The 22541-nt window shown below is 70.7% G+C and carries 19 protein-coding genes; 11 read left to right on the forward strand and 8 right to left on the reverse strand.

Features of this window, described 5'->3' with window-relative positions; genetic code table 11:
• Positions 1-41 precede the first annotated feature (41 nt).
• From whiA to uvrC, 4 genes are read right to left on the reverse strand one after another with little or no spacing between them, the layout of a single operon-like run.
• Entirely contained in the window at positions 42-1031 is a 990-nt protein-coding gene (gene whiA / locus Q4V64_RS12175) for a DNA-binding protein WhiA (protein ID WP_124443125.1), read from the reverse strand.
• On the reverse strand, positions 1022-2089 hold the full coding sequence (gene yvcK, locus Q4V64_RS12180) for a uridine diphosphate-N-acetylglucosamine-binding protein YvcK (RefSeq protein WP_124443124.1): 1068 nt from the start codon (positions 2087-2089) through the stop codon (positions 1022-1024). The genes whiA and yvcK overlap by 10 nt, the downstream gene beginning before the upstream one ends.
• The gene (gene rapZ, locus Q4V64_RS12185) at positions 2086-3051 is read right to left on the reverse strand and encodes an RNase adapter RapZ (protein WP_124443123.1); all 966 of its coding nucleotides are present in this window, start codon (positions 3049-3051) and stop codon (positions 2086-2088) included. The genes yvcK and rapZ overlap by 4 nt, the downstream gene beginning before the upstream one ends.
• On the reverse strand, positions 3048-5102 hold the full coding sequence (gene uvrC, locus Q4V64_RS12190) for an excinuclease ABC subunit UvrC (protein ID WP_124443122.1): 2055 nt from the start codon (positions 5100-5102) through the stop codon (positions 3048-3050). The genes rapZ and uvrC overlap by 4 nt, the downstream gene beginning before the upstream one ends.
• 227 nt (positions 5103-5329) lie before the next feature.
• Here uvrC and Q4V64_RS12195 point away from each other — a divergent pair, with 227 nt between their 5' ends.
• From Q4V64_RS12195 to Q4V64_RS12210, 4 genes are all read left to right on the forward strand, one after another.
• Positions 5330-5491: a hypothetical protein gene (locus Q4V64_RS12195; RefSeq protein WP_172629436.1), complete on the forward strand. Its 162-nt coding sequence runs from the start codon at positions 5330-5332 to the stop codon at positions 5489-5491.
• 350 nt (positions 5492-5841) lie between these two features.
• Positions 5842-6798 carry a hypothetical protein gene (locus Q4V64_RS12200; RefSeq protein WP_124443121.1) on the forward strand — a complete coding sequence of 319 codons (957 nt, stop codon included), beginning with the start codon at positions 5842-5844 and terminating at the stop codon, positions 6796-6798.
• Between the two features lie 171 nt (positions 6799-6969).
• Positions 6970-8037 (forward strand): LacI family DNA-binding transcriptional regulator, encoded by a 1068-nt coding sequence (locus Q4V64_RS12205; protein ID WP_124443120.1) that lies wholly within the window; start codon positions 6970-6972, stop codon positions 8035-8037.
• Positions 8034-8939 (forward strand): carbohydrate kinase, encoded by a 906-nt coding sequence (locus Q4V64_RS12210; protein WP_124443119.1) that lies wholly within the window; start codon positions 8034-8036, stop codon positions 8937-8939. The genes Q4V64_RS12205 and Q4V64_RS12210 overlap by 4 nt, the downstream gene beginning before the upstream one ends.
• 269 nt (positions 8940-9208) lie before the next feature.
• On the opposite strand, the gene uvrA is transcribed toward Q4V64_RS12210, so the two are convergent.
• Positions 9209-12238 carry an excinuclease ABC subunit UvrA gene (gene uvrA / locus Q4V64_RS12215; protein ID WP_124443118.1) on the reverse strand — a complete coding sequence of 1010 codons (3030 nt, stop codon included), beginning with the start codon at positions 12236-12238 and terminating at the stop codon, positions 9209-9211.
• Between the two features lie 224 nt (positions 12239-12462).
• On the opposite strand from uvrA, the gene Q4V64_RS12220 reads away from it, so the two are divergent.
• From Q4V64_RS12220 to Q4V64_RS12240, 5 genes are all read left to right on the forward strand, one after another.
• Positions 12463-13149, forward strand: a complete 687-nt coding sequence (locus Q4V64_RS12220; RefSeq protein ID WP_124443117.1) for a maleylpyruvate isomerase family mycothiol-dependent enzyme — start codon at positions 12463-12465, stop codon at positions 13147-13149.
• 45 nt (positions 13150-13194) lie between these two features.
• Positions 13195-13851 carry an MBL fold metallo-hydrolase gene (locus tag Q4V64_RS12225; RefSeq protein ID WP_124443116.1) on the forward strand — a complete coding sequence of 219 codons (657 nt, stop codon included), beginning with the start codon at positions 13195-13197 and terminating at the stop codon, positions 13849-13851.
• A 322-nt stretch (positions 13852-14173) separates the two neighbouring features.
• Entirely contained in the window at positions 14174-15058 is an 885-nt protein-coding gene (locus Q4V64_RS12230) for an ABC transporter substrate-binding protein (protein ID WP_124443115.1), read from the forward strand.
• Positions 15055-15972, forward strand: a complete 918-nt coding sequence (locus Q4V64_RS12235) for an amino acid ABC transporter permease (RefSeq protein WP_124443114.1) — start codon at positions 15055-15057, stop codon at positions 15970-15972. Before Q4V64_RS12230 ends, Q4V64_RS12235 begins: the two co-directional genes overlap by 4 nt.
• Before the next feature lie 20 nt (positions 15973-15992).
• Positions 15993-16721, forward strand: coding sequence for an amino acid ABC transporter ATP-binding protein (locus Q4V64_RS12240; protein WP_124443245.1), 729 nt, complete (start codon positions 15993-15995; stop codon positions 16719-16721).
• A 25-nt stretch (positions 16722-16746) separates the two neighbouring features.
• Here the strand turns inward: Q4V64_RS12240 and aroQ are convergent, their stop codons facing one another.
• Positions 16747-17220 (reverse strand): type II 3-dehydroquinate dehydratase, encoded by a 474-nt coding sequence (gene aroQ, locus Q4V64_RS12245; RefSeq protein ID WP_124443113.1) that lies wholly within the window; start codon positions 17218-17220, stop codon positions 16747-16749.
• A gap of 85 nt (positions 17221-17305) precedes the next feature.
• Between aroQ and Q4V64_RS12250 the strand changes: the two genes are divergently transcribed.
• Both Q4V64_RS12250 and Q4V64_RS12255 read left to right on the forward strand, forming a co-directional pair.
• The gene (locus Q4V64_RS12250) at positions 17306-17731 is read left to right on the forward strand and encodes a hypothetical protein (protein ID WP_124443112.1); all 426 of its coding nucleotides are present in this window, start codon (positions 17306-17308) and stop codon (positions 17729-17731) included.
• Positions 17732-17824: 93 nt separating this feature from the next.
• The gene (locus tag Q4V64_RS12255; RefSeq protein ID WP_124443244.1) at positions 17825-19096 is read left to right on the forward strand and encodes an MFS transporter; all 1272 of its coding nucleotides are present in this window, start codon (positions 17825-17827) and stop codon (positions 19094-19096) included.
• A gap of 108 nt (positions 19097-19204) precedes the next feature.
• Here Q4V64_RS12255 and Q4V64_RS12260 read toward each other — a convergent pair whose 3' ends face one another.
• Positions 19205-20200 (reverse strand): TerC family protein, encoded by a 996-nt coding sequence (locus tag Q4V64_RS12260; protein WP_172629435.1) that lies wholly within the window; start codon positions 20198-20200, stop codon positions 19205-19207.
• Between the two features lie 222 nt (positions 20201-20422).
• Entirely contained in the window at positions 20423-22540 is a 2118-nt protein-coding gene (locus Q4V64_RS12265; RefSeq protein ID WP_124443111.1) for a TerD family protein, read from the reverse strand.
• Position 22541 lies beyond the last annotated feature (1 nt).

The raw sequence follows: 22541 nt of genomic DNA on the forward strand, positions 1-22541 counted from the left end.
ATTGGGCTGCTTACGTCACCTGCTCACGTGTCCCGCTCACGTCACCCCACGAGGTTGTCCGCCATCTCCTCGGTGATGCTGGACTCCGTGCCCGGGATGCCGAGGTCCTGGGCCCGCTTGTCGGCCATCGCCAGCAGACGGCGGATACGGCCGGCGACGGCGTCCTTGGTCAGCGGCGGATCGGCGAGCGCGCCCAGCTCCTCCAGGGAGGCCTGCTTGTGCTCCATGCGCAGCCGGCCGGCGGCGGCGAGGTGCTCGGGGACGTCGTCGCCGAGGATCTCCAGGGCCCGCTGGACCCGGGCGCCGGCGGCGACGGCCGCGCGCGCGGAGCGGCGCAGGTTGGCGTCGTCGAAGTTGGCGAGACGGTTCGCCGTGGCCCGCACCTCGCGGCGCATCCGCCGCTCCTCCCACGCCAGCACCGACTCGTGGGCGCCGAGCCGGGTGAGCAGGGCGCCGATGGCGTCGCCGTCGCGGACGACGACCCGGTCCACGCCGCGCACCTCGCGGGCCTTGGCGGCGATCGACAGGCGGCGCGCGGCGCCGACCAGGGCGAGAGCGGCCTCGGGACCCGGGCAGGTCACCTCCAGGGAGGAGGAGCGGCCGGGCTCGGTGAGCGAGCCGTGCGCCAGGAAGGCCCCGCGCCAGGCGGCCTCCGCGTCGCAGGTGGCCCCGGAGACCACCTGCGGGGGCAGGCCGCGGATCGGGCGGCCGCGGCCGTCGACCAGGCCGGTCTGCCGGGCCAGCTGGTCACCGCCGGCGACGACCCGGACGACGTACCGCGAACCGCGGCGCAGCCCGCCCGGCGCCATCACGATCAGTTCGGAGCTGTGGCCGAAGATCTCCAGGATGTCCCGCTTCAGGCGGCGAGCCGCCATCGCGGTGTCCAGCTCCGCCTCGATCACGATGCGCCCGCTCACCAGGTGGAGGCCGCCGGCGAACCGCAGAACGGCGGAGACCTCTGCCTTCCTGCAGCAGGTCCGGGTGACGGGGAGCCGGGAGATCTCGTCCTTCACCGCTGCCGTCATCGCCATGGGCCGATCCTTCCATGCATCCGAAAAATACGGTCGTACGCGGCGGCCAGCAGCTCCGGGTCGTGCCGTGGAGAACCATCTCTCCGGGCGACCGGGGCCAGCTCGACCGCGGCACCGAGCCGCTTGGCGGCCTCGGTGAGCACATCGCGGTCGGGCACGGCGGCCTCGTCGGCCAGCACCACGTCCAGGGCGAGTTTAGGGGCGTGTCGTCCCAAAACCTCCAAATGACGCTGCGGGGAGAAGCCTTCGGTTTCTCCGGGCTGCGGGGCGAGGTTCAGCGAGAGTACCCGGCGTGCCTTCGTCTGGGTGAGGGCGTCCAGCAGCTCGGGTACGAGCAGGTGCGGGATGACCGAGGAGAACCAGGAGCCGGGGCCGAGGACCACCCAGTCCGCGTCGAGGACGGCTTCCACGGCCTCGGGTACGGCCGGCGGGTCGTTCGGCACGAGGTGCACGGACTGCACCTCGCCGGTGGTGAGGGCCACGGTCGCCTGGCCCCGCACGGTGTCGACCTCCTCGGGCCGGTCCGGGTCGTGGCCCTTGACCAGGGCCTGGAGCTCCAGGGGTACGGCGGACATGGGCAGCACGCGTCCGTGCGCGCCGAGGAGCTTGCCGACCAGATCGAGGGCCTGGACGTGGTCGCCGAGCTGCTCCCACAGGGCGACGATCAGCAGGTTCCCGACCGCGTGTTCGTGCAGGTCGCCCTTGGACTGGAAACGGTGCTGGATGACGCGGGCCCAGGTCTGGCCCCAGTCGTCGTCGCCGCACAGCGCGGCCAGCGCCTTGCGCAGGTCGCCGGGCGGCAGCACCCCCAGCTCGTCGCGCAGGCGCCCGCTGGAGCCGCCGTCGTCGGCCACGGTGACGACGGCGGTGAGGTCGCCGGTGATCCGGCGCAGTGCGGCGAGCGAGGCGGACAGGCCCATGCCGCCGCCGAGGGCGACCACCTTGGGCTGGGCGCCCCGGCGGCGCGGTTTGGCGCCGCGGGCCTCGACGGGCCTGCTCGCGCGCCCCTCGGGCACCGCACGGCGCAGCTTGCTCAGCCGCGGAGTACGTCCCGTCATTCGCGTCCCATGTCCCGGTGCACGACCACCGTCTCCACACCCTCGGCCGCGAGGCGCGCGGCGAGCTTCTCCGACGTGGCGACCGAGCGGTGCTTGCCGCCCGTACACCCGATGGCGATGGTCACGTACCGCTTGCCCTCACGCCGGTATCCGGCCGCGATCAGCCGGAGCAGCTCGGCGTACCGGTCGAGGAACTCCTTGGCGCCGGGCTGGTTGAAGACGTACGCCGAGACCTCCTCGTTGAGGCCGTTGAAGGGGCGCAGCTCCGGGACCCAGTGCGGGTTGGGGAGGAACCGCATGTCCGCGACCAGGTCGGCGTCGACCGGGAGGCCGTACTTGAAGCCGAAGGACATGACGGTGGCCCGCAGCTCGGGCTCCTCCTCGCCGGCGAACTGGGCGTCCATCTTGGCGCGCAGCTCGTGCACGTTCAGGCTGGAGGTGTCGATCACCAGGTCGGCGTCGCCGCGCAGCTCGCGCAGCAGCTCGCGCTCGGCGGCGATGCCGTCGACGATGCGGCCGTCGCCCTGGAGGGGGTGCGGGCGGCGCACCGACTCGAAGCGGCGCACCAGGGCCTCGTCGGAGGACTCCAGGAAGACGATCCGCCGGGTGACCTGCCTGCTGTCGAGGTCGGCGAGGGATTCGCGGAGGTTGTCGAAGAAGCGGCGGCCGCGGACGTCGACGACGACCGCGATCCGCGCCACGTTGCCCTGGGAGCGGGCGCCGAGCTCCACCATGGTGGGGATCAGCGCGGGCGGGAGGTTGTCGACGACGAACCAGCCCAGGTCCTCCAGACACTTGGCGGCCGTCGAGCGGCCGGCTCCGGACATGCCGGAGATGATCACCAGCTCGGGGATCGCGGCGTCCGGGACTGCGCTCGTCTCGGTGGGCGTGCCCGTACTCACCTGTGCTCCGTCTCCGGCTTGGTCTTGGCCTTGTTGCTCGTCGTGCTCGTTCACATTCATGTCTCCTGCCCCCGTCGTTCGTCCGGGGCGCCCATCGTCACGGGTTCCCCACTGGAATCCATGGTGCCGGGTTCCTCTTCCATGATCTCTCCAGTCGCCGTGTTCACGGCCGGCGTGGCCGGAGCCGCCTGGGCGAGAGCCACGGCGATGGTCTCGGCCGTCTTGCGGCCTATGCCGGGTACCTCGCAGATCTGGTCGATGGTGGCGGATCGCAGTTTCTTCAACGAACCGAAATGCTTCAGCAGGGCCTGCTTGCGCGCGTCCCCGAGCCCCGGCACGTCGTCCAAGGGGCTCGACCTGAAGCGCTTGGCCCTCTTGGTGCGCTGGTAGGTGATCGCGAAGCGGTGGGCCTCGTCCCGGACCCGTTGGAGCAGGTAGAGGCCCTCGCTGGTGCGGGGCAGGACCACCGGGTCGTCCTCGTCCGGCAGCCAGACCTCCTCCAGGCGCTTGGCGAGCCCGCAGACGGCGATGTCGTCGATGCCGAGCTCGTCGAGGGCCTTCTTGGCGGCCGCGACCTGCGGCTGGCCGCCGTCGACGACGACGAGCTGGGGCGGGTAGGCGAAGCGCTTGGGGCGGCCGTCGTCGTCCTTGAGCTCTTCTCCGTCGGCCCACTCCCCCGTCTTCTCCTTCTCGGCGAGGTAGCGCTTGAAGCGGCGGGCGATCACCTCATGCATGGAGCGGACGTCGTCCTGCCCGGCACCGTGCCAGATTTGCGTGTCTCCGACACGACCTTTGATCTGGAAGCGGCGGTACTCGCTCTTGCGCTGCAGGCCGTCCTCGAAGACGACCATGGAGGCCACGACGTCGTCGCCCTGGAGGTGGGAGATGTCGTAGCACTCGATCCTGAGCGGGGCGCTGTCCAGGTCGAGGGCCTCGGCGATCTCCTCCAGCGCGCGCGAGCGCGTGGTCAGGTCGGAGGCGCGCTTGGTCTTGTGCAGCACGAGCGCCTGCTGGGCGTTGCGCTGCACGGTCTCCATGAGGTCCTTCTTGTCGCCGCGCTGCGGGATGCGCAGCGCGGCATTGGACCCGCGGCGCTCGGTCAGCCACTCCTGGACGGGCTCCACCGGGTCGGGCAGGGCCGGGACGAGGACCTCCTTGGGGACCGCGTCGCCCTTCTCCTCGCCGTAGAGCTGCTGGAGGGCGTGCTCGACCAGGGCGCCGGTGGTGATCTCCTCGACCTTGTCGGTCACCCAGCCGCGCTGGCCGCGCACGCGTCCGCCGCGGACGTGGAAGATCTGCACGGCCGCTTCCAGCTCGTCCTCGGCGACCGCGATCAGATCGGCGTCGGTCGCGTCGGCGAGCACGACCGCGTTCTTCTCCATGGCCCTCTTCAGGGCCTCGATGTCGTCGCGCAGGCGAGCCGCGCGCTCGTACTCCATCTCCTCGGCGGCCGCCTTCATCTGCTTCTCCAGACGGCGCAGGTACGTGCCCGTACGGCCGGCCATGAAGTCGCAGAAATCGTCGGCGAGTTCTCGGTGCTCGTCGGCGGAGACCCGGCCGACGCAGGGTGCGGAGCACTTGCCGATGTAGCCGAGCAGGCAGGGGCGGCCGGTGCGGGCGGCGTTCTTGAAGACGCCGGCGGAGCAGGTGCGGACCGGGAAGACGCGCAGGAGGAGGTCGACGGTGTCGCGGATCGCCCACGCGTGCGCGTACGGCCCGAAATACCTGACGCCCTTCTTCTTGTGACCGCGCATCACCTGTACGCGCGGGAACTCCTCGTTCATCGTCACCGCGAGGTACGGGTAGCTCTTGTCGTCGCGGTACTTGACGTTGAACCGGGGGTCGTACTCCTTGATCCAGGAGTACTCCAGCTGCAGGGCCTCGACCTCCGTGGACACCACCGTCCACTCCACGGACGCGGCCGTGGTGACCATGGTGCGGGTCCGGGGGTGGAGGCCTGCCAGGTCCTGGAAGTAGTTCGCCAGGCGTTGGCGCAGGCTCTTCGCCTTTCCGACGTAGATCACCCGGCGGTGCTCGTCACGGAACCTGTACACCCCGGGAGAGTCCGGGATCTGTCCCGGAGAGGGGCGGTAGCTGGAGGGATCGGCCATGTCTCACACCCTACTGGCGGGGGGTGACAGCGCGGTGAGCCTGTGGACGACGCCGCCGGGTCGGCGGGTTCCCTTCGGCCCCGGGTGCCCACGGTCGGCGAGGGAGAATCGCGAGCCTCCTGTGACGGCATATAGACGCGCGCAAGGGATGCGCAGGTCTCTGCGGATACCAAGGGACCAGCCGCCTCGCCGGGGGGCGGCGGGTCGTCGGTCGGAGGGCTGCGGGTATGCGGCGGATACGGATCGAGAAGCGGCGGCGGTCGGGTCGTACCGGCCGGACCACGGACGACACGTTCGCGCTGGACGACCTGCGCGACCCGCGCGATGCCGACATCGTGCGCGCCAAGCGCGCATCGCGGGCACAGCGGGACGAGATCCAGCGCCCCTGAGAGGCACCCGGAGCGTACGCGACGTCACCGAGTCCAGGTTCCCCCGCTTGGACGCATTCCCCGGCGTACAGCCGGGCGGTCACACGTCCGCCTCCGGCCCGCCCCACGGCAGCCGTCGAGACGGCGACCTCCGTCGTGAGTCGACCGCAGCGAAATCAGTCATCAGTACGGCTCTGTAGGACATCAGGTGTTGTCGGGACTTGGTCAACACGCTTCAATGCGGGGGAACTCGGGGGCCTGAACGACGGCGTACGGATGTGAAGATCCCTCGGCGCCGGCGCGGTGCCTCCGGCACACCCTTGTGAACGGTCTGACCAGCCGTTGTGAACCAGTCACAGAAAGGCCCCTGCATGCCGCACGCCCCACAGCACGCGGACGTCGCCACCGTCGCCACCGCGGAACTGGACTCGGCCCTGCGCGGCGGACCTTTCCACGTCGCGCTGCGCGCCGCGATCGCCGCCCGCGGACTGCCGCTGCAGCGGGTGCAGCACCATCTGTCGCGCTACGGGGTCAAGGTCGGCGTCACGAGCCTGAGTTACTGGCAGCAGGGGGCCCGGCGCCCGCAGCGCCCGGAGTCCCTGCGGGCCGTACGCGCGCTGGAGGAGATCCTCCAGCTGCCCGAGGAGTCACTGATCCGGCTGCTCGCCCGGCCCGACGAGGACCTGGCCGCGCAGCGGCCCGCGGCCCGCTCCTACCGCTCCCTGGTGGAGGCTTCGGGCGTCCTGGATCGGCTGCTGGCCGAACTGGACTCGCCGCCCGACGGCGGGCTGCACACGCTGGGGCACCACGAGCGGGTGCGGATCGGGGCGCGCCGCGAGCTGACGGGGCGCGAGTCGCAGCACATCGTGCGCGCCCACCGGGACGGCGTCGACCGCTTCGTGGCCGTGCACCACGGCGACCCGGGCTGCGTGCCGCAGCGTATGAGCGTCCACGCCCTGGAGAACTGCCGTACGGGACGGGTCCGTTCGGACGACGCGACCGGGGTACTGGTGGCCGAGCTGCTCTTCGACACCCGGCTGCGGGCCGGCGACACCTTCCTCTTCCGTTACGGCGTCGAGGACGGCACGGCCGGTGTGTCGCGGGAGTACGTCCGCGGGTTCGGGCCGGCCGGCGGCCAGTACGCGCTCCAGGTGCGGTTCGACGAGGACGCGCTACCGGTGCGCTGCCACCGTTTCGCCCAGCACTCGGCGGCGGCGCCGCGCAGCGGCCGGCAGGAACTGGCCCTCACCGGCAGGCATCACTCGGTTCACCTCGTGGAGCCTCGGGTGCGGCCGGGGATCGTGGGGATCGCGTGGGACTGGGAGTGAGGCGCAGGCCGTGAGCTCGGCCCGCGCGCTCCTTTGGTATCTGACGTAAACGCTTGCGCAAGCGTTTACGTCCGCCGTCGCATGCGGTACGTTCCCCGTGCCTTGCCCTGCTGTGCCATGCCGTGCCGCGCCGTGCCGCGCCGTGCCGTTTCGTTCCGGGAGGTGGACTCCATGCCGACCATGGCCGACGTCGCACGCAGCGCCGGTGTGTCCGTGGCGACCGTCTCGCACGTACTGAACGACACCCGGCCGGTGCTGCCCCACACCCGCCAGGCCGTGCTGGACGCCATCGACGAGCTCGGCTACACACCCAACACCCTCGCCCGCTCGCTGGTGACCTCCCGGACGCGGTCCATCGGCCTCGCGGTGTCGGCGATCAGCAACCCGTACTTCACGGAGATCCTCCAGGGAGTCGAGGCCAGTGCCCTGGAGCACGGCTACAGCCTGCTCATCGCGGATCCGCACGACGATCCGGAGCACGAGCGCAAGGTCGTCCAGCTCCTGCACGAACGACGGGTGGACGGCATGATCGTCGCCCCCTCCGCGGATCCGCGCGAGCTCGTCGCCTACCTGGGGCGTCACGACGTACCGACCGTGTTCCTCGACCGGCTGCTCGACTTGCCCAAAGACGGCGTGGCGCGCTTCGACCAGGTCTGTGCCGACAGCGCCGAACCGACGGCCCAGTTGGTCACCCACCTCGCCGGACTCGGCCACCGGCGGATCGCCCTGGTCGCGGGCCGGCCGGGGCTGAGCACGACCAGGGAGCGGATCACCGGGTACCGGCACGGCCTGGCCGCCGCCGGGCTCGCCTACGACGAGCGGCTCGTCGTGCACGGGGACTCCGAGGTGGCCGGGGCCGAACGCGCCACCGCGGCCCTGCTGTCCCTCGCCGCGCCGCCCACCGGGCTCGTCACGGCCAACAACGCGATGACCATCGGGGCTCTGCGCGCGCTGCGCGTCCGTGGCCTGTCGGTACCCGACGACATCGCGCTGTGCTGCTTCGACGACTTCGCCTGGGCGGACCTGTTCGCTCCCCGGCTCACCGCGATCGCCCAGCCCAGCAAGGACCTGGGCGCCCAGGCGGTCCGGCTGCTCCTGGACCGCCTCGCCGCACCGGACCGGCCCGCCCGGACCGTGCGGCTCGCCTGCACCTTCGTCCACCGCACCTCGTGCGGCTGCCCCGCCGAGCCGGAGCACGCCGCGCAGCCCCAGCAGTCCGAGAAAGGAACCGTCTCGTGATCGTCGTCGCCGGTGAGGCCCTGATCGACCTGGTACCGCAGGGCACGGGCGCCCTCGCGGACCTGAAGCCGGCGCTCGGCGGCGGCCCCTACAACACGGCCGTCGCCCTCGGCCGCCTCGGCTCCCCCACGGCCTTCTGCTCCCGCGTCTCGTACGACGCCTTCGGTGAAGCCCTGCTGGACAGGCTGCGGGAGGCCGGCGTCGACGTGTCGGCCGTAGAGCGCGGCACGGAGCCGACCACCCTCGCGGTCGCCACGATCGACGCGCATGGCTCGGCCGCCTACTCCTTCTACGTCGACGGCACCGCCGACCGGCTGTTCACGGCACCCGCCGGGCTGCCCGCGGGGACGCGGGCGGTGTCCTTCGGCACCTGCTCGCTGGTCCTTGAGCCGGGCGCGACCGCCTACGAAGAGCTGCTGCGGGGCGCGGCCGCGCGCGGCGTGTTCACCACACTCGACCCGAACATCCGGGTGGGGCTGATCCCCGACGCGGACGCCTACCGGGCCCGGTTCAAGAGCTGGCTGCCGTCGGTGTCGCTGCTCAAGCTCTCGGAGGAGGACGCGCGGTGGCTGGGCGGCACCCCGCACGAGTGGCTGGCCGCCGGCCCCGCGGCCGTCGTGATCACGCAGGGCGGCGACGGCCTGACCGCCTTCACCCGGGACGGTGCGGTGTACTCCGTGCCGGGCGAGAAGGTCGACGTCGTGGACACGATCGGGGCCGGCGACACCGTGAACGCGGCTCTGCTGCACGGACTCTCCGACCGGGATGCCCTGTCCCCGCAGGCTCTCGGGGGTCTGGGCGCCGACGGTTGGACCCGGCTGCTGCGGCTGGCCGCGCGCGCGGCGGCGATCACGTGCTCGCGGGCAGGGGCCGAGCCTCCCTGCGCGGCGGAACTGGCCTGAGCGCCCGGGACGCCCGGTGTACGGTTGCTCGGCCCGCGGCGGCGGAGCCGACGGCGAGCCGCGGCCGCAGTTCGGCGATGCGGCACTCCAGGCGCTCCTCGATCCACGGCATGGCCGCGTCGGACAGCACATGGTCACGATGGCACAACCGCACATGCACGCCAGACGCGCGCAAGGGGTGACCTGGGCCGCTGCGGGCTGCATGTGTTCAGCCAGCGGTCCGGGCCGACCCCTTGCGTGGTTCGCGAGTTGCCCCTCCGGCCTGTGGGTCAGGCCTTCCGGGCGCGGGTCGTCTTCTTCGCGGGTGTGGCCTTCTTCGTGACTCCGGCAGCCTTCTTGGTCGCAGTGTTGTTGACGGCCTTGGCCGTCGCCGCCGTCTTCTTCGCCGCCGACGTGGCCGCCACCGTCTTCTTGGCCACCGTCCGGCGCGGGGCCTTCACCGGTGCATCGCTGATCCGGTCGGCGTCGAGGACCTCCCGCAGGAACTTGCCGGTGTGGCTGGCCGGAATCCCGGCCACCTGCTCGGGCGTGCCCTCGGCGACGACGAGACCACCGCCGGCGCCGCCTTCAGGACCCATGTCGACGATCCAGTCGGCGACCTTGATCACGTCGAGGTTGTGCTCGATGACGATGACCGTGTTGCCCTTGTCGACCAGGCCGGACAGGACGGTCAGCAGCTTGCTGATGTCCTCGAAGTGCAGACCGGTGGTCGGCTCGTCCAGGACGTAGACCGTGCGTCCGGTGGAGCGCTTCTGCAGCTCGCTGGCGAGCTTCACGCGCTGTGCCTCACCGCCGGACAGGGTGGTCGCGGCCTGGCCGAGACGGACGTAGCCGAGACCGACGTCGTTCAGCGTCTTCAGGTGGCGGGAGATCGCCGGAACGGCCTCGAAGAAGTGCATGGCCTCTTCGATCGGCATGTTCAAAACGTCCGCGATGGACTTGCCCTTGTAGTGGACCTCCAGGGTCTCCCGGTTGTAGCGGGCGCCGTGGCAGACCTCGCACGGGACGTACACGTCCGGGAGGAAGTTCATCTCGATCTTGATCGTGCCGTCGCCCGCGCAGTTCTCGCAGCGCCCGCCCTTGACGTTGAAGGAGAAGCGGCCGGGCATGTAACCGCGGACCTTCGCCTCGGTCGTCTCGGCGAACAGCTTGCGGACGTGATCGAAGACGCCGGTGTACGTCGCCGGGTTCGACCGCGGGGTGCGGCCGATGGGCGACTGGTCGACATGGACGACCTTGTCGACGAGGTCGTCGCCGTCCACGCGCGTGTGCCGCCCCGGAACGCTCCGGGCGCCGTTGAGCTCGCGGGCCAGGTGCGTGTACAGGATGTCGTTGACCAGCGTCGACTTGCCGGAGCCGGACACGCCCGTGACCGCGGTGAACACGCCCAGCGGGAAGGACACGTCGATGTCCTGGAGGTTGTTCTCGCGTGCGCCGTGCACCGTGAGCTGCCGGGACGGGTCGAGGGGGCGCCGGATGTCGGGCACCGGGATGGACTTCTTGCCCGCCAGGTACTGGCCGGTCTGCGACTCGGGGTTGGCGAGCAGTTCCTTCAGGGAGCCGCTGTGCACGACCTTGCCGCCGTGCTCGCCCGCGCCGGGGCCGATGTCGACGATCCAGTCGGCGACCTTGATGGTGTCCTCGTCGTGTTCGACGACGATCAGCGTGTTGCCCATGTCGCGCAGCCGGACCAGGGTCTCGATGAGCCGGTGGTTGTCGCGCTGGTGCAGGCCGATGGAGGGCTCGTCGAGGACGTAGAGGACGCCGACCAGTCCGGAGCCGATCTGGGTGGCCAGGCGGATGCGCTGGGCCTCGCCGCCGGAGAGGGTGCCGGCCGCGCGGTTCAGCGAGAGGTAGTCCAGGCCGACGTCGACCAGGAACCGCAGCCGCTCGTTGACCTCCTTCAGCACGCGCTCGGCGATCTTCCTGTCGCGGGCGCTCAGCTTCAGCTCACCCAGGAAGTCCGCGCAGTCGCTGATGGACATCGCGGAGACCTCGGCGATCGACTTCTCCATGATCGTGACCGCGAGGACGATCGGCTTCAGGCGCGTGCCTTCACAGGTGGGGCAGGGCACCTCGCGCATATAGCCCTCGAAGCGCTCGCGGCTGGCGTCGCTCTCGGCCTCGCTGTGCCGGCGCTTGACGAATTTCACGGCGCCTTCGAAGGACGCCATGTAGACGCGCTCGCGCCCGTACCGGTTGCGGTAGCGGATCTCGATCTGCGTCTTGTGGCCGTGGAGCAGGGCCTTCTTGGCACGCTGCGGCAGCCCCGCGAAGGGGATGTCCGTCCGGAATCCGAGGACTTCGGCGAGGCCGCCGATCTGGCGGTCGAAGTAGTCCTTGGTGTGCCCGTGCGACCAGGGGTGGATGGCGCCCTCGTCGAGGGTCTTGTCCGGGTCCGGGACGATCAGCTCGGGGTCGACCTCCATGCGCGTGCCGATGCCGGTGCACTCGGGGCAGGCGCCGAAGGGCGAGTTGAAGGAGAAGGAGCGGGGCTCCAGCTCCTCGAAGGAGAGGTCGTCGTACGAGCAGTACAGATGCTCGGAGTACATGCGCTCGCGCTCGGGGTCGTCCTCGGGGAGGTCGACGAAGTCGAGCACCACCATGCCGCCGGACAGGCCGAGGGCGGTCTCCACCGAGTCGGTGAGCCGGCGCTTGGCGGAGTCCTTCACCGTCAGGCGGTCGACGACCACCTCGATGGTGTGCTTCTCCTGCTTCTTCAGGGTGGGCGGGTTGGAGAGCTGGACGGTCTCGCCGTCCACCCGCGCGCGGCTGTACCCCTTGGTCTGGAGATCGGCGAAGAGATCGACGAACTCTCCCTTGCGCTCGCGCACCAGCGGCGACAGCACCTGGAAGCGGCTGCCCTCCGGCAGCTCCAGGACCCTGTCGACGATGGCCTGCGGCGACTGGCGCGAGATCGGGCGGCCGCACTCGGGGCAGTGCGGCTTGCCGATGCGCGCGAAGAGCAGGCGCAGGTAGTCGTAGACCTCGGTGATCGTGCCGACCGTCGAGCGCGGGTTGCGCGAGGTCGACTTCTGGTCGATGGAGACCGCGGGCGAGAGGCCCTCGATGAAGTCGACGTCCGGCTTGTCCATCTGGCCGAGGAACTGGCGGGCGTACGAGGAGAGCGACTCCACGTAGCGCCGCTGGCCCTCGGCGAAGATCGTGTCGAAAGCCAGGGAGGACTTGCCCGAACCGGACAGGCCCGTGAAGACGATGAGCGAGTCGCGGGGCAGGTCGAGCGAGACGTTCTTCAGGTTGTGCTCGCGCGCGCCACGGACGATGAGACGGTCGGCCACGCCGGTCCGCACCTTTCTTGAGAGAAGTGACAGGGGCGAGGCCCCCGTGCTTTCTCAGACTAGGGGGAGCCACTGACAACGCCGGTCGGATTCCCCGGAGGCATAACAATCCCCGGCCATCCAGCATGCCCGACGCCACGCCCGACCCTATAGCACGCACATTCGATTTACGGCACCTGTTCACCACCTTCACCCAAAGGTGTGGCGGGTCTAGGGTCAGCACCATGATTGATCACGCTCATGACCTGGCGTCTGTACGCGATGCGACCGAGCGGCTGCTCACCGCAGCCGCAAAATTGGACAACGCGTCCGTGTCCGTGCCGTCACGGCTGCCGGGCTGGACCCGCGGCCATGTCATGGCCCACCTCGCCCGGAACGCCGACGCCCTCGTGAACGTCCTGGAGGGGCGTCCGATGTACGCCTCAGCCGAGGCCCGGGACGCCGACATCGAGCGGGACGCCCCGCGCCCCCTCGACGTCCAGCTCGCCGACCTGCGGGACAGCGCGGCGCGCTTCCAGGAGGCCGGGGCCGCGCCGGCGGACTGGTCGCGCACGGTGGAGCTGCGGGGCGGGGTCACCGACTCGGCGTCCCGGGTGCCGTTCCGGCGGTGGGCCGAGGTGGAGCTCCATCATGTGGATCTCGGGATCGGGTACGAGCTGGAGGATCTTCCCGCCGATTTCGTGGAGCGGGAGATCGACTTCCTGACCGAGCGCTTCAGCGGCCACCCCGACGTGGTGGCCACCCACCTCACGGACGGCATGCGCGCGTGGGGCACGGGCCGCGAGGCGAGCACACCCGAGGTCACCGTCACGGGCACCGGACCCGAGCTGCTCGGCTGGCTCGCCGGACGCCGTGACGGCTCCGGGCTGACGGTGCGTGGCGGCGCCCTGCCCGCACTCCCTCCGCTGTAGCACCGTGACGTCTCCGGGCCGCTCCCCCGCTATAGGCTGGCGGCCATGACGTACAGCGGCCAGGTGACGGTCGGCGGCCCTGCCGACGTGCACGAGCTCAAGGACCTGATGATCACGAAGATCGCGGTCGGCCCGATGAACAACAACGCCTATCTGCTGCGCTGCCGGGCCACCGACGAGCAGTTGCTGATCGACGCGGCCAACGACGCCGACACCCTGCTGGGCACGATCGGCGACGACGGAATCGCGTCGGTGGTCACCACGCACCAGCACGGCGATCACTGGCAGGCGCTCGCCGAGGTCGTCGCGGCCACCGGCGCCCGCACCTACGCGGGACGGGACGACGCCGAGGGCATCCCGGTGCCGACCGACGTCCTCGTCGACGACGGCGACACCATCCACGTGGGGCGCGTGGAACTCACCGCGCGCCATCTGGTCGGGCACACGCCGGGCTCGATCGCCCTCGTCTACGACGACCCGCACGGGCACCCCCATGTGTTCACCGGCGACTGCCTCTTCCCGGGCGGCGTGGGCAACACCCGCAAGGACCCGAAGGCCTTCGCCAGCCTGATCCGCGACGTCGAGACGAAGATCTTCGACGTGCTACCGGACGAGACCTGGGTCTACCCGGGGCACGGCAACGACACCACACTCGGCGCGGAGCGACCGCATCTGCCGGAGTGGCACGCGCGCGGGTGGTGAGCATCGGCATGCGGGCGCGCGCGTGCTGAGTGCACGCCCCGCGTCAGCGCCGCCCACGCGCCCCGTGTGAATCGTTCACACACGCCGGTGTGCCGCGCACGCTCCCCCCGCACATGGTTGCGCAGTCAACTGGAAGCAGCCCCGCACAGGATGACGGCTCCTGCGCGGTATGGGCCGCCGGTCTCCCGATCCCCGCCCTCGGCCGGCGGCCCCGGCGACGCGTACGGGAAGTGTTCACAAGAATGCAACACCCGTTCCCACTATCCGGACAATTCCCGGTGTGACCTGGACAAACGGGCTAGCAGGCTGTCAATCTCCCGCCATGCATCCTGCCCCGCGCGCGCTGCGCCGCACCGTCGCCGCCGCGACCATCGCCCTGCTCGCCACCGCCGTCGGCTGTGCCCCGCAGCCGGAGGAGAAGGCGGCCGACTCGCCTTCGGGATCGGCCGGGACCACCTGCGCCAAGGGCAAGTTGGGCACGAAGACCTCCGGCAAGCTGACCGTCGCCACCGACGAGCCCGCGTACGAGCCGTGGTTCAAGGACGACAAGCCCGCGAACGGTGAGGGCTTCGAGTCGGCGGTCGCGTACGCCGTGGCGAAGCAGCTCGGCTACGACAAGAGCGCCGTCGTCTGGCAGAGCGTCCCCTTCAACAAGGCCTTCGCGCCCGGCGAGAAGACGTTCGACTTCGACATCAACCAGGTGTCCATCAGCGACGAGCGCAAGAAGGCCGTGGACTTCTCCTCCGGCTACTACGACGTGCGCCAGGCCGTCATCGCGCTGAAGGACTCCAAGGCCGCGAAGGCGAAGAGCATCGCGGACCTGAAGGACGTCAAGCTGGGCGCCCAGGTCGGCACCACGAGCCTGAACTACATCAACGACGTGGTGCGGCCGAAGCAGCAGGCCGCCGCGTACGCCAAGAACGACCAGGCCAAGTCGGCGCTGCAGAACGGCCAGGTCGACGCCATCGTCGTGGACCTGCCGACCGCCTTCTACATCACCTCGGCCGAGGTGACGGATGCGAAGATCGTGGGGCAGTTCGAGAACCAGGGCGGCACGCCGGAGCAGTTCGGGCTCGTCCTCGACAAGGGCAGCGCACTCACCTCGTGCGTGACGGACGCCGTGGACGCGCTGCGCGAGGACGGCACGCTGGCGAAGCTGGAGCAGCAGTGGCTGTCCGACGCCGTCGACGCCCCGGTGCTCAAGTGACGGTCACGAAGGAGGAGTCCGGCCAGGAGGGCGCGGACGACAACGGTGGCATGACCGGCGGGGGCGACGGATACGTCCCGTCGCAGCGGCGGATCGAACGGGAAGCCCATAAGCGCGCCCGCTCCCGTCGTGCCACGGCGATCGCCGCGCTGTCGACCCTGGTCACGGGCGTCGTCCTCTATGTGGTCGTCGTCAACGCGCCCGGGTGGCCGCGCACCAAGGAGACGTTCTTCGACTGGGGCTACGCGCGCGAGGCGCTCCCCAAGGTTCTCGAAGGGCTCTGGCTCAACGTCCGGCTGCTGCTGATCTGCGGCGCCGCCGTGCTGGTCCTCGGGATGCTCATCGCCGTCGCCCGCACCCTGCGCGGCCCGGTGTTCTTCCCGTTGCGGGTGCTGGCCGCCGCGTACACCGACTTTTTCCGGGGCCTGCCGCTGATCATCAATCTGATGATCGTGGTCCTCGGTGTCCCCGCGCTACGGCTGCAGGGCGTGACCGTCGACCCGGTGCTGCTGGGCGGTACGGCGCTGACGCTGACCTACTCGGCGTACGTCGCCGAGGTGTTCCGCGCCGGCATCGAGTCCGTGCACCCCTCGCAGCGCGCCGCGGCCCGCTCGCTCGGTCTGAACAACCGGCAGGCGTTGCGGTACGTCGTCCTGCCGCAGGCCGTGCGCCGCCAGGTGCCGCCTCTGCTGAACGACCTGGTGTCCCTCCAGAAGGACACCGGGCTCGTGTCGATCGGCGGCGCGATCGACGCCGTACGGGCCGCCGACATCATCGTGGGCCGCAGCCTCAACTACACGCCGTACATCGTCGCGGGCCTGGTCTTCGTGGCCCTGACCATCCCGATGACCCGGTTCACCGACTGGGTGACGGCCCGGATGGACCGTCAGCGGGCCCAGGGAGGAGCACTGTGAGCGACACACCCGTGCTGCGGATGGAGTCCGTCCGCAAGACCTTCGGCGGCTCGGTGGTGCTGCGCGACGTCGATCTGGCGGTCGCCCCGCACACGGTGACCGCGCTGATCGGCGCCTCCGGCTCCGGCAAGTCCACCCTGCTTCGCTGTGCGAACCTCCTGGAGGAGATCGACGACGGCGCGATCTGGCTGGACGACGAGGAGATCACCGACCCGCGTGTCGACCAGGACGCGGTACGCCGCCGTATCGGCGTGGTCTTCCAGGCGTACAACCTCTTTCCGCACATGACGGTCCTGGAGAACATCACCCTGGCCCCGCGCCGGGTGCACGGCGTGTCCCGTGCGGACGCCGAGGCACGCGCGCGTGAGCTCCTGGAGCGGCTCGGGCTGGGCGAGAAGGCGGGCGAGTACCCGGACCGGCTGAGCGGCGGCCAGCAGCAGCGGGCGGCGATCGTCCGCGCCCTGGCCGTACGTCCCCGGCTGCTGCTGCTCGACGAGATCACCGCCGCCCTCGACCCCGAGCTCGTGGGCGAGGTCCTCACCGTCGTTCGTGACCTGAAGGAGGACGGTATGACCATGGTGCTGGCGACGCACGAGATGGGCTTCGCCCGCGATGTCGCCGACCAGGTTTGTTTTCTGGACGGAGGGGTGGTGCTGGAGCGCGGTACGGCCGAGCAGATCTTCGGCGACCCGCAGCAGGAACGCACGCGGCGCTTCCTGCGGCGGATCGTGGAGGCGGGGCGGCTGTAAGGGGCGTCCGCCTGGACAGCGGGACTTACGCCTCGGCCTGGCCCGCCCGCACCAGCGCCGCGACTCGCTCGACGCCGAACACGTACCCCTGCACGCCGCACCCCGCGATGACGCCCTCGGCGCGCAGCGAGACGTACGAATGGTGCCGGAACGACTCGCGCTGGTGGATGTTGGAGATGTGGACCTCCAACACCGGCAGTCCGTCGCAGGTGTTGAGTGCGTCCAGAATCGCGACGGACGTGTGCGAGTAGGCACCCGGGTTGATGACGATCCCGCAGTGGTTCAGCCGCGCCTCGTGGATCCAGTCGACCAGCTCGCCCTCGTGGTTGGACTGACGGAAGTCCACCGTGCCGCCGTGCGCGGCCGCCGCCTTGGCGCACAGGGCCTCGACGTCGGCGAGGGTGTCGGAGCCGTAGATCTCAGGCTGCCGCTGACCGAGCAGGTTCAGGTTGGGTCCGTTGAGGATCATGATCGGGGCGTTGGCCAGGGTGCGGGGCACGGTTCCTCCGGTCCGGTGACGGCGGGCTGCTCGGACCCGGTTTATCACGGTGCGCCGCCGCGGTGACGGCCCGCACCCTCCTCGGATGACGACGATCTCGTACCCGCCGAAGCCGTCGCCCGCCGACCGTATAGCGGTCATCTCGCCCGGTGCCGGCCTGCCCGAGCTGTTCCCGCGCCCCTTCGAACTGGGCCTGGAGCGACTGCACGACGACTACGGCCTCATCCCGGTCGAGTACCCGACGACCCGCAAGATGGGCACGACCCCGCGGGAGCGCGCCGACGACCGCCCGAAGACCTGGCCCTTCGAGCACCCCAACAGCCCGGAGGGGGGCGCCCGTTACGCCGCCGAGCAGCGCGAGGCCGTGCTGCGCGCCATGCGGGCCTACGCCCCGGACACCACGATCGTCTTCGACGTGGACTACGGGCACACCGACCCTCAACTGGTCATCCCCTACGGCGGCACCGTGCGCGTCGACGGCCCGGCCCGGCGCATCAAGGTCGCGTACTGACGCGGGCCGCGACCCCGCGCGCCCCCGTAACCCACGATCACTGTGGGTAGTTGACGCGGCATGCACGACGTACGCACCGTAAGGGCCCCCTCCATGCTGCGGCTCGCGGCCGCCTCGCTCGCCGGGACGGCCATCGAGTTCTACGACTTCTTCGTCTACGGGACAGCCGCGGCGCTGGTCCTCGGGCCGCTGTTCTTCCCGACGTTCTCCCCGGTGGCGGGGACACTGGCCGCCTTCGGGACGTTCGGCGTGGGCTTCGTCGCGCGGCCGCTGGGGTCGGTGCTGTTCGGGCACATCGGGGACCGGCACGGGCGCCGACCGGTCCTGGTCGCCTCGCTGCTGCTGACCGGCGCCTCCACGGTCGCGGTGGGCTGCGTGCCGACGTACGAGACGATCGGCGTGGCCGCTCCCGTGCTGCTGCTGGTGCTGCGTTTCCTGCAGGGGCTGGGGCTCGGCGGGGAGTGGGGCGGGGCCGTGCTGCTGGCCGTGGAGCACGCGCCCGCCGAGCGGCGCGGGTTGTGGTCGAGCTTCCCGCAGGTGGGGCCCGCGCTGGGCTTTCTGCTTGCCAACGGTGTGGTGCTGGGGCTGGCGGCGACGCTGTCCGAGGCGCAGTTCACGCAGTGGGGATGGCGAGTGCCGTTCTGGGCGGCGGGGGTGCTGGCCGTGGTCGGACTGTGGCTGCGGTCGTCGCTCACGGAGAGCCCCCGTTTTCTCGAAATCGACGACCACGCGCGCGTGCCGCTCGCCGAAGTCGTGCGCGAGCACTGGCGGCTCGTGCTGCTGACGGCCGGGGCGCTCTCGGTCGGGTACGCGATCTTCTACGCCGTGACGACCTGGTCCCTCGCGTACGCGACGGAGCGGCTCGGGGTGAGCCGTACCGTCATGCTGACCTGCATCATGGCCGCCGTACTGGTGAAAGGCCTGCTGACGCCCGTGGCGGCGCTGTTCGGCGACCGCTGGGGGCGGCGGCCCCTGTGTCTGACCGGGTGTGCGGCGGCCGCCGTATGGATGTTCCCGATGGTCGCGCTCCTCGCGACGGGGAAGCCGCTGCTGATGTTCCTCGGCTTCCTGGGGGCGATGCTGGCGTTCATCACGATGTTCGCGGTCATCGCCGCGTATCTGCCGGAGCTGTACGAGCCGCGGGTGCGTTGCACGGGCGCCGCGGTCGGCTACAACCTCGGCGGGGTGCTCGGGGGCGCGCTCACGCCGATCGTTGCGACGGCTCTCGTCGAGCAGGGCGGTCGGGTGCCGTGGGGCGTGGGGGCGTATCTGACCGGGGTCGCGCTGCTCAGCCTGGCGTGTTTCGCGCTGCTTCCGGAGACGCGGCCGGTGGCGGTGGTGGCGCCGGAGCCGGCTATGGATTGATCGTCGGCTCAGGAAGTGATCGTCGTGGAGGGCGTACAGGCAACCACCCCCCTGTCGGGGGGTGGTTGACCCCATGTCGTTCCTATGTTGTTCCTATGTCCGAGGTGGTCAGGCCTCGATGCTGTCCTTCGGAGTGCCTTCGGCCTGCGCCGCCTCGGCCGTCGCCTGCTTCTTGGACGCCCTGAGGCTGGTGATCGTGGTGACGATCAGAACCGCGCAGATCACGCCCAGGGAGACCGGGATGCTGATCTCCGGGACATGGACCCCGGACTCGTGCAGTGCGTGCAGGACCAGCTTGACGCCGATGAAGCCGAGGATGATCGACAGGCCGTAGCTGAGGTGGACCAGCTTCTTGAGCAGTCCGCCGATCAGGAAGTACAGCTGCCTGAGGCCCATCAGCGCGAACGCGTTGGCCGTGAAGACGATGTACGGGTCCTGGGTCAGGCCGAAGATCGCGGGGATCGAGTCGAGCGCGAAGAGGACGTCGGTGGTGCCGATCGCGAGCATCACGACCAGCATCGGGGTCATGACCCGCTTGCCGTTCTGCTGGATCCACAGCTTGGTGCCGTGGTAGCGGTCGGCGACACCGAAGCGGCGCTCGGCGGCCTTGAGCAGCTTGTTCTCCTCGTACTCCTCGTCCTCCTGGTCGGCCCGGGCCTCCTGGATGAGCTTCCAGGCGGTCCAGATCAGGAAGGCGCCGAAGAGGTAGAACACCCACGAGAAGCTGGCGAGGATCGCCGCGCCGGCCGCGATGAAGATGGCCCGCAGGACCAGGGCTATGAGGACGCCGACGAGGAGCACCCGCTGCTGGTACTGCGAGGGAACCGCGAACTTCGCCATGATCAGGACGAAGACGAAGAGATTGTCGACACTCAGCGACTTCTCGGTGATGAAGCCCGCGAAGAACTCGCCGGCGGGCTGCCCGCCGCCGAAGACGAGCAGGCCGAGCCCGAAGAGTGCGGCCAGGACGATCCAGACGACCGTCCAGATTCCGGCTTCCTTGATCGATACGTCGTGCGGCTTGCGGCCGATGAAGAAGTCGACCGCGATCAGGGCGGCAAGGCCCACGATCGTCAGGACCCACAGGGTCAGGGAAACATCCACTGCGCCTCCGGCAGTCGTAACGGCAAATGTCAGCGTCGTCGCTACCGGAGGTCTCTTCCACCCAAGATGGGCCGACGCCCCGGGATCTGGCCTGATCCGTATTGACGGGTACGCCGCAGTCGACAGGGAGTACTCCCCTCCGTGAGAAAGACGGTACCCCAATCACCAAGGAAAGGTAAAGCCGTTGGCAAAATAGAGGTCAAGCTCCCTGGTCAGGCCACTTTACGTGCGCTTGGTGCGGGCCACTGCGACAGCGGTGAGCACGTGCTGGAGCACCTGGCTGCCGGTCGGCACGAGCGACGGCTCATATGTCCAGGCATGCCCCACCCAGGGGTCGGCGAGGTGGTCGTCGGGCACGGGGGTCAGTCGCATGAGCGAACGCCACAGCGGGTCGAGCAACGGGCCGTAGCCGGCCGCCTCCTCGCGGTCCGCGACCATCATCAGGTGGACGCCGACGGCCGGCCCCTCGTCCGCCAGGTAGCGCAGTTGGTTCACGGCGCGGTCGTCGAAGCCGTGCGGGAAGTCGTTGACGATGAGCAGCTGCTCGGAAGTGTCGAGGCCGGGCGGGAGCGAGTCGGCCGCGCCGGCGCGCACCGCCATCTGCACCAGGTCGACGCGCTCGGTGAGGCGGCCGAGGGTGTCCGTCACCCCGCCCGCTCCGAGCGCGGGCGGGGCGGCGAGGACGCCGGTCCGCACCAGCGGTACGAGCGCCTGCCCTCCCGAACCGGCGGGGTCGATGACGTGCACGGTGAATTCGCCCGCCGGATGGACGGCGAGCAGCCGGGCCGCGTGCGCCACCGCCGTCTCCATCGAGAGCCGCCGCAGGTCGTGGGCGTCGGTGAACGAGCCGTCCAGCGATCCGGCACGTCCACTGTCGATCCACAGCCCGCGTTCCAACGGCAGGCGCACCAGCAGCGGTATCCGCAGCTGGGGGCACTCGGGCAGATGGAGGTCGCCCAGGCGCAGCGCCATGGGGTTCTCCATGGGCACGCGGTAGCCGTGCCACACGGGGCTGTCCCAGCCCGCGTAGGCGGGCGGCAGCGCGGGCTCGACGACCTCGGATTCGGCGGTGAGCTGGGTGAGGTCCCGGTCGAGGACCTCACGGGCCTGGTCGACGAGGTGGGTGTACTTGGCGCGTGCCGCCTCGCGCGCGGCGTCGCCCTGTCCGCCGATCCGGCTGCGCGGGTCGGACAGAATCAGGTCGAGTTCCTTCTCCATGCGCGAGTCGGCGAAGTCGACGGCGCTGCGATACGCGGCCATGGTGCGCGCCAGGTCCTCGAACATGCCCCACACCTGGTTGTAGAGCCGCTCGTCCATGGACCAGCCGGTCGCGTCACCCGCGACCGGCCGCGCGGGCTGCCCTGGCTGGGCCGGGGGCGCCGTCGGCGGGGGCGGCGGGGCCGCGTTCTGCCGACGCGGGTGGCTGTAGTCGATCGGGCCGCCGGTGGTCGGCAGGGACGGCTGGGTGACTGCGGCGGGGTCCGTGGGCGCGGGCTGAGGTGTGCCCGCCGCACTGGCCGCCGGAGCTCCCTGCGCGTCGTAGGGGGCCGTGGGCTGCGGCGGTGCACCCGGCGCCGGGCCGGCCTGTGTGCCGTACGGAGACGTGGGCTGCGGCGGTGCACCGGGAGCCTGGGTCCCGTACGGGGACATCGGCTGCGTCGGTACGGCATCGGAGGCGCCCTGGGCCGTGGGGCCGCCTTGGTCGGGGCCGAGTGCCGGTGCGGCCGCCTGTCGGGAACGGTCGCCGTCCGCCGTACGCGGCGGGGGTGCCGGGACCGAACGGGCCAGGCCCTGCGCCACCGCCTCGTGGATACCGCTCGCGAGCTGATGGGCCTGGGGCAGGCCCTGGTCGGTGAGGAGTTCGGCGAGGCCGCCCGCATAACCCTGGCCGACGGCGCGCACCTTCCAGGCGCCCTGGCGGCGGTACAGCTCCATGGCGACGACGGCCGACTCGGCGTCCAGGCCGGTGATCGTGTAGCTGGCGACCTCCGTGCCGTCGAGCCCGGTGACCGCGACGAACGGGGCGGCGACGGCACCGAAGCGCAGCGGTCCTCCCCCACCCCCCGCGGGCAGGGCGAGCAGCACACTGATCCGGTGCACGGCCTCTGGCATGGCGTCGAGGTCGACCGCGAGGCGATGGTCGGCGGCCGCCTGCCGGGAGACCTCCAGCCCCGGCAGGGTGGGGGTGCCCGGGTGCGCCACCCACTCGACGCCGTGCACAGTGCCCCGCTCGTCGCCGAGCGTGGCTCCGGCCACGACCGGCGTGCCGGCCGAGATCCGGATCTCGAGACGGGCCTGGGAGAGCGAGTGGTTCTGCCCCCGCACCAGCTCGGCCGTCATC

This window comes from Streptomyces sp. NL15-2K (genome assembly GCF_030551255.1).
GTDB lineage: Bacteria > Actinomycetota > Actinomycetes > Streptomycetales > Streptomycetaceae > Streptomyces.

What these genes read in the sequence shown, in the direction of transcription:
- whiA (WP_124443125.1), bottom strand. Translation starts at nt 1,031, where the DNA reads ATGGCGATGACGGCAGCGGTGAAGGACGAGATCTCCCGGCTCCCCGTC.
- yvcK (WP_124443124.1), bottom strand. Translation starts at nt 2,089, where the DNA reads ATGACGGGACGTACTCCGCGGCTGAGCAAGCTGCGCCGTGCGGTGCCC.
- rapZ (WP_124443123.1), bottom strand. Translation starts at nt 3,051, where the DNA reads ATGAATGTGAACGAGCACGACGAGCAACAAGGCCAAGACCAAGCCGGA.
- uvrC (WP_124443122.1), bottom strand. Translation starts at nt 5,102, where the DNA reads ATGGCCGATCCCTCCAGCTACCGCCCCTCTCCGGGACAGATCCCGGAC.
- Q4V64_RS12195 (WP_172629436.1), top strand. Translation starts at nt 5,330, where the DNA reads ATGCGGCGGATACGGATCGAGAAGCGGCGGCGGTCGGGTCGTACCGGC.
- Q4V64_RS12200 (WP_124443121.1), top strand. Translation starts at nt 5,842, where the DNA reads ATGCCGCACGCCCCACAGCACGCGGACGTCGCCACCGTCGCCACCGCG.
- Q4V64_RS12205 (WP_124443120.1), top strand. Translation starts at nt 6,970, where the DNA reads ATGCCGACCATGGCCGACGTCGCACGCAGCGCCGGTGTGTCCGTGGCG.
- Q4V64_RS12220 (WP_124443117.1), top strand. Translation starts at nt 12,463, where the DNA reads ATGATTGATCACGCTCATGACCTGGCGTCTGTACGCGATGCGACCGAG.
- Q4V64_RS12225 (WP_124443116.1), top strand. Translation starts at nt 13,195, where the DNA reads ATGACGTACAGCGGCCAGGTGACGGTCGGCGGCCCTGCCGACGTGCAC.
- Q4V64_RS12230 (WP_124443115.1), top strand. Translation starts at nt 14,174, where the DNA reads ATGCATCCTGCCCCGCGCGCGCTGCGCCGCACCGTCGCCGCCGCGACC.
- Q4V64_RS12240 (WP_124443245.1), top strand. Translation starts at nt 15,993, where the DNA reads ATGGAGTCCGTCCGCAAGACCTTCGGCGGCTCGGTGGTGCTGCGCGAC.
- Q4V64_RS12250 (WP_124443112.1), top strand. Translation starts at nt 17,306, where the DNA reads ATGACGACGATCTCGTACCCGCCGAAGCCGTCGCCCGCCGACCGTATA.
- Q4V64_RS12255 (WP_124443244.1), top strand. Translation starts at nt 17,825, where the DNA reads ATGCTGCGGCTCGCGGCCGCCTCGCTCGCCGGGACGGCCATCGAGTTC.
- Q4V64_RS12265 (WP_124443111.1), bottom strand. Translation starts at nt 22,540, where the DNA reads ATGACGGCCGAGCTGGTGCGGGGGCAGAACCACTCGCTCTCCCAGGCC.